General features: G+C 42.9%; 10 protein-coding genes. 8 read left to right on the top strand and 2 right to left on the bottom strand.

The window, feature by feature from the left end; translation table 11 throughout:
• Positions 1-14: 14 nt before the first annotated feature.
• Positions 15-680 carry a bacillithiol biosynthesis deacetylase BshB2 gene (gene bshB2, locus CW370_RS05820; protein ID WP_003231215.1) on the top strand — a complete coding sequence of 222 codons (666 nt, stop codon included), beginning with the start codon at positions 15-17 and terminating at the stop codon, positions 678-680.
• Positions 681-705: 25 nt separating this feature from the next.
• Here the strand turns inward: bshB2 and rsbRC are convergent, their stop codons facing one another.
• On the bottom strand, positions 706-1,554 hold the full coding sequence (gene rsbRC / locus CW370_RS05815) for an RsbT co-antagonist RsbRC (RefSeq protein ID WP_024572324.1): 849 nt from the start codon (positions 1,552-1,554) through the stop codon (positions 706-708).
• A gap of 15 nt (positions 1,555-1,569) precedes the next feature.
• Positions 1,570-2,928: an MATE family efflux transporter gene (locus CW370_RS05810; RefSeq protein WP_003231218.1), complete on the bottom strand. Its 1,359-nt coding sequence runs from the start codon at positions 2,926-2,928 to the stop codon at positions 1,570-1,572.
• 265 nt (positions 2,929-3,193) lie between these two features.
• Between CW370_RS05810 and cdaS the strand changes: the two genes are divergently transcribed.
• The 7 genes from cdaS to sucA all read left to right on the top strand — a co-directional run bounded on the left by cdaS (position 3,194) and on the right by sucA (position 13,534).
• Positions 3,194-3,817 carry a cyclic di-AMP synthase CdaS gene (gene cdaS / locus CW370_RS05805; RefSeq protein ID WP_080030734.1) on the top strand — a complete coding sequence of 208 codons (624 nt, stop codon included), beginning with the start codon at positions 3,194-3,196 and terminating at the stop codon, positions 3,815-3,817.
• A gap of 235 nt (positions 3,818-4,052) precedes the next feature.
• Positions 4,053-5,270: a macrolide family glycosyltransferase gene (locus CW370_RS05800; RefSeq protein ID WP_029946436.1), complete on the top strand. Its 1,218-nt coding sequence runs from the start codon at positions 4,053-4,055 to the stop codon at positions 5,268-5,270.
• A 369-nt stretch (positions 5,271-5,639) separates the two neighbouring features.
• Positions 5,640-6,884: a D-gamma-glutamyl-meso-diaminopimelic acid endopeptidase CwlS gene (gene cwlS, locus CW370_RS05795; protein WP_004399265.1), complete on the top strand. Its 1,245-nt coding sequence runs from the start codon at positions 5,640-5,642 to the stop codon at positions 6,882-6,884.
• Positions 6,885-6,976: 92 nt separating this feature from the next.
• Entirely contained in the window at positions 6,977-7,567 is a 591-nt protein-coding gene (locus CW370_RS05790) for a superoxide dismutase family protein (protein ID WP_015251895.1), read from the top strand.
• A gap of 62 nt (positions 7,568-7,629) precedes the next feature.
• On the top strand, positions 7,630-8,544 hold the full coding sequence (locus CW370_RS05785; protein WP_010886530.1) for an AAA family ATPase: 915 nt from the start codon (positions 7,630-7,632) through the stop codon (positions 8,542-8,544).
• Between the two features lie 10 nt (positions 8,545-8,554).
• Positions 8,555-10,471: a vWA domain-containing protein gene (locus tag CW370_RS05780; RefSeq protein WP_101169521.1), complete on the top strand. Its 1,917-nt coding sequence runs from the start codon at positions 8,555-8,557 to the stop codon at positions 10,469-10,471.
• Positions 10,472-10,699: 228 nt separating this feature from the next.
• A complete protein-coding gene (gene sucA, locus CW370_RS05775) occupies positions 10,700-13,534 on the top strand; it encodes a 2-oxoglutarate dehydrogenase E1 component (protein WP_024572778.1) in 2,835 nt (944 codons plus the stop codon).
• The last annotated feature ends 6 nt before the right edge of the window (positions 13,535-13,540 follow it).

The raw sequence follows: 13,540 nt of genomic DNA, 5'->3' as shown, positions 1-13,540 counted from the left end.
AAGGGTGAATAATAATGAAAGAACATGTACTAGTAATCCTGCCTCACCCTGATGATGAATCATATGGAGTGGCAGGCCTCATTGCCTTAAACAGAAAAAAAGACATTCCCGTTACGTATGCCTGCGCCACTTTAGGTGAAATGGGCAGAAATATGGGCGATCCATTTTTCGCGAATCGGGAAACGTTGCCGCTGCTAAGAAAACAAGAGCTCATCAATGCTTGCAAAGAAATGGATATCAATGACCTTCGTATGCTTGGACTCCGTGACAAAACGCTCGAATTTGAAGACGATGAGTATTTAGCTGATATCATGGAAGAGATCATAGATGATGTAAAACCAAGTTTAATTGTCACATTTTATCCCGGACACGGTGTGCACCCTGACCATGATGCATGCGGGGAAGCGGTTATCCGTGCATTATATCGCAAAAAGAAAGAAGACCGTCCGCGTACAATCTGCATGGCCATTACCCGCAACAGAGAAGAGGTTCTCGGCGAAGCTGATGTCGTACTTGATATCAAAGAAGTAGCTGATATTAAAATGAATGCGTTAAGAGCTCACCGCACACAAACAGAAGGCATGCTCAGAGAGCTTGAAGAGAAATTGAAAAATAATGAACCTGTTATGGCAACATGGTTTGAAGAAGAAATATATTGGACGTATCAATGGAATGATTAATCAAAAAGGTATAAGGCCTTAAGCCTTATACCTTTTTTAATTTTAAGTCCGATGCAATTGCTGAAGCGAGAGTGGATCTCAAGGAAATACCTTCGAAAGACAAACCTAGCTGAACCGCTGTTTGCGCGATTTCCGGACGGATTCCAGACAAAGTTGAAGAAACACCGATTAAACGAAGCGCCTCAATCAGACTGAACAGCTGATGGGCAACCATCGTATCAATCACAGCTACTCCTGACAAATCAATATACAGTTGTGTCACCTTTTTTTTCGCACATTGATGCAGTGTGTTTTCCATAATCAGCTTGGCGCGGACTGTATCAATATCTCCGATTAAAGGCAGCAGTCCGACGCTGTGAAACAGCACGATGACCGGAGCGCTCAATTCAGTAATCATATCTTTTTGGGCCTGAAGCTGAAGGCTTGTGTTTTTGTACATTTCTTCTATAAAAATATGAATCACAAGATCAAACGCTTTTATAAGGGCGTGATACAGGTCTTCGGCTTCTTCGCTTTTCACAGTATTCTGATTGAGATGGACAAATTCTTTCACATAAGAAACATATAAATCTCTCACTCTGACAAACTCCCGAATAATATAGTGGATAGGAGTTTTTAAATGCTCTTGATCCTGTGTGACTTCAAAGGCCCATTCTTTCAGTATAGGCAAGTATATGTCCTCATCATCTATAAAAATACGGTTTATTTTATAGTTAAAGGCAAGATTCTGGCTCTTTAAATTGTGAATGACAACAGGGTCTGTTGAGGCATAAATGGAATTGGGATCAGTCTCCTCGATTGTTTCATACCATGTTGAACTGATGGTTTCCGCATGCTGGGAAAGATACTCGAATAATTTTTTGTTTTTTGCCATGATTGATCACCTCTTTTAAATGTGTTGTTTTTGCGAATAACGTTTTTGCAGTTTTGCCAGCCTGAAAAACAGCCCAACTGCTCCGGCGGCGAGTCCCGCTATTAATCCAATCCAATAGCCGAATGCACCGAGGCTTGTAAACGTACCGACCATATAACCGACCGGAAGGCCAATGACCCAGTAAGAGACAAAAGCGGCCGCAAGCGTATAGTTCACATCTTTGTACCCTCTGAGTGCTCCCTGGATCGGTGCGGCAACAGCATCGGAAAGCTGAAAAAATAGCGCATAAATTAAAAAGTGCTGTGTCAGCCGGAGCACATCGGGGTCAGAAGTGTACATGCCCGCAATTTGCTCTCTGAATAAAAGGATACAGGCGGCAGTGAACAAAGAAAAGCCGATCGCCATCATGATGCCGATTAAGCTATATGAGCGTGCATCCTTAAAACGGGCTGCACCAGCTTCAAACCCGACAACAATTGTTAGAGCCATGGACACGCTAAGCGGCAGCATATATAAAAGAGACGCAAAATTCATGGCTGCCTGGTGGGACGCGATGGTCACTGTATGAAAATGGCTCATTAGAAGCGTGACAGCTGCGAAAATGCTCGTTTCAAAAAACACGGCGAACCCAATAGGCAGCCCGATTTTGAGCAAATTTTTGCATGCTTTCCAAGAGAACTTATACATGGTAAGGAAAATCCCGTATTCAGAAAACGGTGCGTTTTTATGAATAATGAAAAAACTGATGATGCAGATACACCAGTAAGTTAACGCGGATGCCAGCCCCGCGCCTACACCCCCAAGTGCCGGCATTCCGAACTTCCCGAAGATAAATACATAATTCAATACAAAATTGATTGGAAGAGAACTGAGTGTAATCATCATGGTGACTCTCGTTTTTCCTAATGAGTCGATGAATGATCTCAACACGGTGTAAACAAATAAAGGGAAAATTCCCAGTGATAAAAAGCCTAAAAAGTGTTTAGCAATCTGATGCACGTGAATATCAAGGTTCAATCGGCCAAGAATAAGGTCAACTGCAGCATATCCAATCACTAAAACGGCGATGCTAAGAAGCGCGGCCACGTATACAGCTTGTAAAACAGTAAAGGGAATCTTCTGTTTTTTCTCTGCACCTAATAACTGAGCGACAATCGGGGTGACCGCCATTAATATACCTGCAAGTCCTGTGTAAACAGGGGTCCAAAGGCTTGAGCCAATGGCGACACCAGCTAAATCAGCGGGGCTGACTTTCCCTGACATCACAGTATCTAGAAAAGTGATCAGAGAAAGCCCCGCTTGGGTAATGAATATCGGTATTAAAATGTGCAAGAGCTGTTTGATTTTTTCCCGGGCGTTTTGAGTTTCTTTCATACATTGATCTCCGTTTCTTTTTCATAACGAGAGAAATTATAACATTTTATGTATAAAAAGCAATGAACGCCGGGCCTATTCTTTTTTTGTCGGTTTCGTTTTTCTAAACATTTGGGCATAAATAAAAGAAAGCGAAATCACGCCTAAAAAGGTGCAAATATACTGAATGATTCTTTCGATTTCCATTCTTTACATCCCTCCTTTACCAATAGAATGTGCATCAATAAGATAAGCATTCGTGAAAAGTTGGAAATTTGAACAGGAGATGAAGGCTATGCGCTATGAGCAGATATCAGAAAATGCGTTCAAGGGGAAAATACAGGTGTACTTAGAGCAAATATTAGGTGATGCATCTCTAATCTTGAAAACGCTTCACGAAAAAGACCAGTGTCTCCTTTGTGAATTAGATGATTTAGGGCACGTTTTTCAGGACATGCAGGGGATTGCATCCTCCTTTTATTTGCAATCATACATTGAGGAATTTACGCCGGCATTTATTGAGCTGGCCAAGGCGATTAAAGCCTTATCGGAACATAAGCATGGAGCTTTAATTGTGATTGAAAGAGCAGACCCGGTTGAACATTTTATTCAAAAAGGCACCTCCCTACACGCCGAGATCAGCTCTTCATTAATTGAAAGCATCTTTTTTCCCGGAAACCCTCTTCATGACGGCGCTTTATTAGTGAGGGAAAACAAACTCGTGTCAGCAGCCAATGTGCTCCCGCTGACGACGAAGGAAGTGGATATCCATTTGGGAACCCGGCACCGGGCGGCTCTCGGTATGTCGGGCTATACGGATGCACTGGTGCTCGTGGTTTCAGAGGAAACAGGTAAGATGTCGTTTGCCAAAGACGGTGTATTATATCCGTTAATTTCACCAAGAACGTAAAAATAATAAAAAGGGCCTGATTAAGAATCCTATCATGAGACAAAATGACTGAATTCGCATCTTTATTAAAGCATTCGCTTCAAGCTGAATGCTTTTTGTCTTGAAGACAGGAAATATAAACTGGTAGAAAAGTTATATGTAATGAATATTAATTAAGTGAAATACTTTACCTGTTTATGTATTTATAGTACCGTATAAAATATTACATAAATTTTCAAAGGAAGGGTGCTGCCGCATGGCTAATGTATTAATGATCGGTTTCCCCGGTGAAGGGCATATTAATCCCTCTATCGGTGTGATGAAGGAGCTGAAATCCCGGGGAGAAAACATTACGTACTACGCAGTGAAGGAATATAAAGAAAAAATCACAGCTCTTGATATAGAGTTTCGTGAGTATCATGATTTCAGAGGAGATTACTTCGGGAAAAACGCAACCGGCGATGAAGAAAGAGATTTCACAGAAATGCTCTGCGCTTTTTTGAAAGCCTGTAAGGATATCGCGACTCATATTTATGAGGAAGTCAAACATGAATCGTATGATTATGTCATATATGATCACCATCTTCTCGCGGGTAAAGTCATTGCCAACATGCTGAAGCTGCCAAGATTTTCATTGTGTACAACCTTTGCGATGAATGAGGAATTTGCGAAGGAAATGATGGGAGCGTACATGAAAGGATCACTTGAAGATTCGCCTCATTATGAATCATACCAGCAGCTTGCAGAAACTTTAAATGCTGATTTTCAAGCAGAGATCAAGAAGCCATTTGATGTTTTTTTAGCTGATGGTGACTTGACAATCGTCTTTACATCAAGGGGATTTCAGCCACTGGCTGAGCAATTTGGCGAGCGATATGTATTTGTCGGTCCTTCCATTACAGAAAGAGCCGGAAACAATGATTTCCCATTTGATCAGATTGACAATGAAAACGTGCTGTTTATTTCAATGGGAACCATTTTTAATAATCAAAAGCAGTTTTTTAATCAATGCCTTGAAGTGTGTAAGGATTTTGACGGTAAAGTTGTGCTTTCCATCGGCAAGCATATTAAAACAAGTGAGTTAAACGACATTCCGGAGAATTTCATTGTACGCCCGTATGTCCCTCAGCTTGAGATCTTGAAAAGAGCCAGCTTATTTGTGACCCACGGCGGAATGAACAGCACAAGTGAAGGTTTGTATTTTGAAACCCCGCTCGTTGTCATTCCGATGGGAGGCGACCAATTTGTTGTCGCAGATCAGGTGGAAAAAGTCGGTGCAGGAAAAGTGTTAAAAAAAGAAGAATTATCTGAAAGCCTGCTGAAAGAGACGATACAAGAAGTAATGAATAATCGTTCGTATGCTGAAAAGGCAAAAGAAATTGGACAATCACTGAAAGCGGCAGGCGGCTCTAAAAAAGCGGCCGATAGCATTCTTGAAGCTGTAAAACAAAAAACTCAATCAGCAAATGCATAGTGTAAAAGCCTGTTCTTATCGAAAGAACAGGCTTTTTGCCATTTCATAAGAGGGATTTGACACGCCGATAGAGAATTGATTAGAAAAATAGACAAGAAAGGAGGAGAAACTGCTTCGTTCATCAATAGAAAACCATCATTTTTACCCTCGCTTAAATAGTTCCTTAGACTTTCGAAAAACATATCGTGCTTATGTAAAATGTTAGATGTTTATTTGAAGGTTTAAAGGTCGAACGATGCTGAAAATGCTGCGCCAAATGTTTGAAAAGGGTTTAACTTGCTGAAAAATTGACGATAAAACAGTTGTGTGCCATTTTTGGAAACAAAATACTAGCTGTTTTTGCAAAAAACAGTTTAGGAGGTTGAATGAATGAAAAAGAAGATTGTAGCCGGCTTGGCTGTTTCTGCAGTTGTTGGGTCGTCGATGGCCGCAGCACCCGCGGAAGCAAAAACGATAAAAGTAAAAAGCGGTGACTCTCTTTGGAAACTTTCCCGCCAGTATGATACGACAATATCAGCTCTGAAATCCGAAAACAAATTGAAATCAACAGTGCTTTATGTCGGACAAAGCCTTAAGGTTCCTGAAAGCAGCAAAAAAAGCACGACATCCCCATCTAACTCAAGCAAAACATCAACATACACAGTTGCATATGGTGATTCCCTATGGATGATTGCTAAAAATCATAAAATGAGTGTTTCTGAGCTTAAAAGCTTAAACAGCCTGAGCAGTGACCTGATTCGTCCGGGGCAAAAGCTTAAGATCAAAGGGACAAGCAGTTCAAGCGGATCAAATGGATCAAAGAAAAACAGCGGTTCCAATTCTTCAGGTTCTTCAAAAAGTACATATACGGTCAAGCTTGGTGACTCACTGTGGAAAATCGCAAACAGCTTAAATATGACTGTAGCCGAATTAAAAACCTTAAATGGCTTAACATCAGATACACTTTATCCTAAACAGGTGCTCAAAATAAAAGGAAGCAGTTCACCTAAGAACGGAAACAGCGGTTCCAAAAAGCCGTCAAACTCCAATCCCTCAAAAACAACGACGTACAAGGTAAAAGCAGGCGATTCGCTGTGGAAAATTGCAAATCGGCTCGGAGTCACTGTCCAAAGCATCCGTGATAAAAACAATTTATCATCGGATGTGCTGCAAATCGGGCAGGTTCTGACTATTTCGGGAGCATCAAAATCTAATCCTTCAAATCCGACAAAGCCAACAAAGCCAAAAGATAACTCAGGGTCAAACATTCAAATAGGCTCGAAGATTGACAGAATGATAACGGAAGCGAAAAAATATGTCGGAGTGCCTTACCGATGGGGCGGAAACACGCCTGCCGGTTTTGATTGCAGCGGCTTCATTTATTACCTCATTAATAATGTATCATCTATATCAAGATTGAGTACGGCAGGATATTGGAATGTCATGCAGAAAGTCAGCCAGCCGTCAGTAGGAGACTTTGTCTTCTTTACCACATATAAATCCGGCCCGTCTCACATGGGGATTTATCTAGGCGGCGGTGATTTTATTCATGCAAGCTCATCGGGCGTCGACATTTCCAATCTCAGCAATTCGTATTGGAAACAGCGGTACTTGGGCGCAAGAAGTTATTTTTAAAAATGAGTATGACAAAAAGCCTTTTATAGGCTTTTTTGTTTATACCAGACAATGATTGACCACACTGTTAGAAAAAACAAGGGGGAGACAGTATGTACCGTCTCTTGCTGTTGATGATGCTGACGGCACTGGGAGTTGCCGGATGCGGACAAAAAAAACCTCCAGACCCTCCTAACCGGGTGCCGGAAAAAAAAGTGGTTGAAACGTCAGCGTTTGGTCATCATGTCCAGTTGGTCAATCGTGAAGGGAAAGCAGTCGGCTTTATAGAGATCAAAGAATCAGATGATGAAGGCCTCGATATTCATATTTCCGCAAACAGCCTGCGTCCAGGTGCATCTCTCGGTTTTCATATTTATGAGAAAGGTTCTTGTGTCAGGCCGGATTTTGAATCAGCGGGCGGTCCCTTTAATCCACTGAACAAAGAACACGGCTTCAATAATCCGATGGGGCATCATGCCGGAGATCTGCCGAACCTTGAAGTCGGTGCTGATGGAAAGGTAGATGTCATAATGAATGCGCCTGACACTTCACTGAAAAAAGGAAGTAAACTAAATATTCTCGACGAGGACGGAAGTGCATTTATTATTCATGAACAAGCGGACGATTATCTGACAAACCCAAGCGGCAATTCCGGTGCGCGTATTGTCTGCGGAGCCCTTTTGGGAAATAACGAGAAGCAGTAATATCATCCAAGCCCTTTTGTATTGAGCATACAGGGGCTTTTTTAGTATACTCATTAAGGAATATGAATAGGAAAGGGAATCTGTCTATGACAACACAACTACAGCACTTAACATTGCCGGAAGATATACAACAAAAGCTTTTATCATATAAAGAGCAGCCTATTTCCCCAGAGTTTCAATCGCTTATAGGAACATCAGGCTATGAGGCGGAGGATGAAGCCATTTTATTTGACGCCATTATTGCATTAGCCATGGGGAAAAATGTCCTGCTGAAAGGGCCTACAGGTTCAGGAAAAACAAAGTTGGCAGAAACATTGTCCAGCTATTTTCATAAACCGATGCACAGCGTCAACTGTTCAGTCGACTTGGACGCTGAGGCATTGGTCGGTTATAAAACGATTGAAAATCAATCTGGCCAGGCAACAATCGAGTTTGTTTCAGGACCTGTTACAAAGGCAATGAAGGAAGGCCATTTTCTTTATATAGATGAAATCAATATGGCGAAGCCGGAAACACTGCCTATTTTGAACGGTGTATTAGATTACAGAAAAATGATGACAAATCCGTTTACAGGCGAGGTCATACGGGCTAAAAGCGGTTTCGGGGTCATTGCAGCCATCAATGAAGGCTATGTCGGAACTGTTCCTCTGAATGAAGCGTTGAAAAACCGTTTTGTCATCATTGATGTGCCTTATATTAAAGGCGAGCTGCTGAAACAAGTGCTCATGTCTCAGTCAGCCTTGAAAGACGAGAAATTGATTGACAGATTTATCACGCTTTCCTCTGACTTGATCGTTCAGGCCAATAACGGACAGGTGTCTGAAGAAGCGGCATCCATCAGAGCTTTAATCGATACATGTGATTTAGCTGCTTATATTCCGCCGCGTCGTGCCATTGAGCGGGGAATTGTAGAAAAGCTTGATGATGATCGGGAAAAAGCGGCCGTCCGAAATATTGCAGAAACTCTGTTTGAATGAGGGGGCTGCGATGAAATTTATCAAATTTAACGACAGCACAATTGATTCATTTTTATTTATGATGCTGACTGATTTGGCCAAAACACTCACCAAGAGTGAAGTGGTAGAAGTGGAGTATGGCGTTCAGTCCTATTACAATCCATTTGAAAAGAAAATCTATATGAGCCACTTTTGGAAAGACAGGGCAGCTGAGGACATGGAAGCGGGTCTGAAAAGCGACGTCTACCTGCGTTCAGTCGGAACAAGATATAGCTCGCTGCATGAGTTTGCGAACTTTTTGAATGATATCCATCGCCATCTTACGTTTAAAAGTTTTGCCAAGCAGCTCTTTATGCTGCTTGAAGACATTAGAATCGAAGAACGCATCAAACATGAGCGTCCGGGTACGAAACATGTATTTGCGAAGCGAAAAGACATGTACAGAAAACATTTCTCAACCCAGCTGACCTTAAATTTGGAACGAAGCATTTTTACCGATGCGCTCTTTTGCGCGATCTATGTCAAGCTCACAGCGGAATCGCCGCTTGAGACCCTTCCGTCCATGCGTGAAGATATCGATCTGATGCGCCCGTTTATTGAGCAGCAGCTCTTGCGTGTGTATGAAGCAGATTCGACACGGCAGGTTCTGAAAATTGTTGAGGACCTCATGGATGGGCTTGAAGAGGTGCTCGATAAAGACATGTTGAACACCTACTTCTTTTTGCCTGAGATTGACTACGCAAAAGCTGCAGAACAGCCGTTATTTGAAGAAGAGAAAAAAGCGCCGAAGCTGAGTGATGACATCACGCTTCCAAAACAATCAGACGGTGATGAGGATATCCATGAAGAAGAAATGCCGACATGGCACCGGGAAACAGAAGCACCGTCCAAAAGCTTCCTTCAATTTGATATTGAACACGGCGCAAAATCAGATTTAGGAAAAGATGCTTCAAGGGAAGGCGACGATGGAGATCAGGCCCTTGGCTCTGTTCAAGGATCAGCCAGACAAACGAAACGGAAAGACTATTCCAAGCTGGAAGCGCTGGAGTCCCAAAAAGACCAGCCGAACGGAGCGGGTATGGCTGACGGTAAAGAAAATAAATATGCATTTCCAATTTATAAAGAACCGCAGCCGGCAACCAGTGAAGAAGAGCTTTCTTATAAACAGCAGGCAAAAACGATTGAATCGTATCAAAAGCGTTTGAAACAAATGATTCAAAAAACGCTGGAGCATAAAAAAACATTGCCGAGAACAGACCTTCATGCCGGGAGACTGAACAATAAGCTTCTTCGCTACTTCACTGAGCGAAATCCGCGCCTGTTCTACAAAAAGCAAGAACCATCTTCAGAAATCGACGCAGTTTTTACATTGCTGGTCGATTGTTCAGCCAGCATGTTCGACAAAATGGACGAAACAAAACGTGGAATCGTGCTGTTTCACGAAGCGTTGAAATCGGTAGCGGTTCCGCATCAGATTGTCGGGTTCTGGGAGGACACAAATGATGCAACCGAAACAAGCCAGCCAAACTATTTCAATACGGTTATTCCCTTCCAATCATCATTAAGACAAGAGTCTGGACCGGCCATTATGCAGCTTGAGCCAGAAGAAGATAACCGTGACGGGTACGCAATTAGGCAGATGACGAAAAAAATGCTGCATCGCAGCGAGGCGCAAAAGTTCTTAATTGTTTTCTCAGATGGAGAGCCGGCCGCATTTGGCTACGAACAAAATGGGATCGTCGATACAAGTGAGGCGGTTATCGAAGCCCGAAAAAGAGGAATAGAAGTGATAAATGTTTTTCTCTCCAACTCAGAAATAGAAGAATCGCAAATGAAGACGATCCAGGATATGTACGGAAAATTCAGTATATTTGTCCCGGATGTTGATCAGTTACCGGATGTTCTGTATCCGCTGCTGAAAAAACTGCTTCATAAAAGCATAGGGTAGCCCTTAATCCTATGCTTTTTGGCGTTTGTTTTTTCGAATGATTAAATTTTTTGTTTTTTATAAAGGTTTTTTACTATTTTGTGAACAATCAAGGTAGAATCAAATTGCAAACAGTGGTAAAATATCGTTGGAAGCGTTTTTATTACATAATTTTGGACACAGCGTTCGAAAGTTATTTCAAGATAGTGAATCAATCACTTGATTATCTAAGTTGGGGGTAATATTCAAATGTTTCAAAATAGTATGAAACAACGAATGAATTGGGAAGATTTTTACGGTCCGAACCTCGGCTATGCGCTGGAGCTTTACGATCAATATACCCAGGATCCGGACAGCATTGACCCGGATTTGAAGGAAATGTTCGACGAGCTCGGTGCTCCGCCAAGCGATATAAAAGAGGCCTCGGGAACAAAAGAAAAGGGACGTGTTACAGCCGATCTGATTCAAAAGATCGCATCCGCAGTCAGACTTGCAGAAGATATCCGAACCTATGGCCATTTGAACGCTTCCGTCAATCCGCTCAGAAAGGATGGGAAAAAGAGCGAACTTTTTCCATTATCCGATTACGGGCTAACAGAAGAGGAAATAAAAGCAATACCTGCGTCTGTCATCTGCAAAGACGCTCCTAAAAACATTACGAACGGTTTAGAAGCCATTCAGTATTTACGAAATACGTATAAAAGAACCATCTCTTTTGAATTTGACCATGTGCATGACTTCAAAGAGCGCGAGTGGCTGACAAGAAAGATTGAATCTGGCGAGCTGTTCCAGAAGAACTCAGCTGAAAAACTGTCGGCTGTGCTGGAAAGACTGACTGAAGTAGAGGGCTTCGAGCAGTTTTTGCACCGCACATTCGTCGGGCAGAAGCGCTTTTCCATTGAGGGTCTGGACGCTCTTGTTCCAGTGCTTGATGACATTATTGCACAATCTGTCAAATCAGGCACGACAAGTGTCAACATCGGGATGGCGCACAGGGGACGCCTGAATGTCTTGGCACATGTGCTCGGCAAACCGTATGAAATCATCTTCTCTGAATTCCAGCATGCGCCGAATAAAGATCTTGTCCCGTCTGAGGGATCAATTGGAATCAGCTACGGATGGACAGGGGATGTCAAATACCATTTGGGGGCGAATCGGGAGCTTCAAGACGCTGAAACAAAATCAGCGCGCATTACGTTAGCGAACAACCCGAGCCACTTGGAATTTATCAATCCGATTGTTGAAGGCAGCACAAGAGCGGCACAGGAAACGCGAACACAAAGCGGATACCCGGTACAAGATGAAACAAAATCGCTGGCCATTTTAATCCATGGAGACGCTGCATTCCCTGGGGAAGGAATTGTAGCTGAAACATTGAATTTAAGCTCTTTAAAAGGGTATCAAGTAGGCGGGGCGATTCATATTATCGCCAATAACATGATCGGATTCACAACAGAAAGCGCTGAATCCAGATCGACAAAATATGCCAGCGACCTGGCCAAGGGTTATGAAATTCCGATTGTTCACGTGAATGCGGACGATCCTGAAGCTTGTCTTTCAGCTGTTAAGTTTGCGGTCGAATACCGAAAAACATTCAACAAAGATTTTCTGATTGATTTGATCGGGTACAGACGCTATGGACACAACGAAATGGATGAACCGTCAACCACTCAGCCAATGCTGTATGACGCTGTCAGAAAGCATCCGACCGTCAAACAAATTTTCGCTGAAAAGCTGGTAAAAGAAGGCGTGCTTACCGAGGAAGTTGTTCAAAACATCGAAAAATCGGTAACGAAGCGCATTGAGGATGCATATCAGAAAGTTCCGTCTAAAAAGGAACACACTGCCTGTGAAATTGAACTTCCAGAGCCTGTATCAAACGGTTTCCCAGATGTGGACACTTCGATTGATTTTGATGTGCTCCGCAAGCTGAATGGCGAATTGATCAACTGGCCGGAGTCATTTAATGTTTTCGGCAAGCTAAAGCGCATTTTAGAAAGACGCGCCAAGGCGTTCGATGATGACAGAAAAGTGGAATGGTCTTTGGCAGAATCACTCGCGTTTGCTTCAATTTTGAAAGACGGAACACCGATTCGTTTAACAGGACAGGATTCCGAGCGCGGAACGTTCGCCCAAAGAAACCTTGTGCTTCATGACAGTGAGACGGGCGAAGAATTTGTGCCGCTTCATCACTTATCTGACTGCAGCACATCATTTGCTGTTCATAACAGCCCGCTGTCTGAAGGATCGGTTCTCGGTTTTGAATACGGCTATAACGTGCATTCACCGGAAACGCTTGTTTTGTGGGAAGCACAGTACGGAGATTTTGCCAACGCTGCTCAAGTGTATTTTGACCAATTTATTTCTGCCGGACGCGCGAAATGGGGCCAAAAATCCGGATTAGTCATGCTGCTTCCGCACGGTTACGAGGGACAGGGGCCTGAGCACTCAAGCGGAAGAATCGAGCGATTCCTGCAGCTTGCAGCAGAAAACAACTGGACGGTTGCCAACCTGACAAGCGCGGCACAGTATTTCCATATTTTAAGAAGACAGGCTAAAATGCTGCTTCGTGAAGAAATCAGACCGCTCGTCATTATGACGCCGAAGAGCCTTCTTCGCAACCCAAATACGGTGTCGGAAGTGCAGGAGCTCAGCGAAAGCCGCTTCCAGCCTGTTTATGAACAGTCGGGACTTTCTCATGACTATGAAAAAGTAACCAGACTTGTATTATCCAGCGGTAAAGTGTCTATAGACATCAGTGATCATTTTAATAAGTTAGAAGACGGTAAAGAGTGGCTTCACATTGCGAGAATTGAACAGTTGTATCCATTCCCGGCAAAAGGAGTCAAAGAGTTATTTGCAAAACTTCCGAACCTGAAAGAAATCGTTTGGGTGCAGGAAGAGCCGCAGAACATGGGGGCTTGGGGTTATATCAGCCCGTATTTGACAGAGATTGCACCAGAGGGAGTAAGCGTTCAATATATTGGACGAAGAAGACGATCCAGCCCTGCAGAGGGAGATCCGACAGTTCATAAAAAAGAACAGGAACGTATTGTATCTGATAGCTTGACTCGCAAAAACTAAGGGGGA

The sequence above is a fragment of the Bacillus sp. SN32 genome (genome assembly GCF_002837495.1).
Classification (GTDB): Bacteria; Bacillota; Bacilli; order Bacillales; family Bacillaceae; genus Bacillus; species Bacillus subtilis.
Note: the sequence above shows the minus strand (reverse complement) of the source record. Positions and strands in the feature narration are given on the sequence as shown.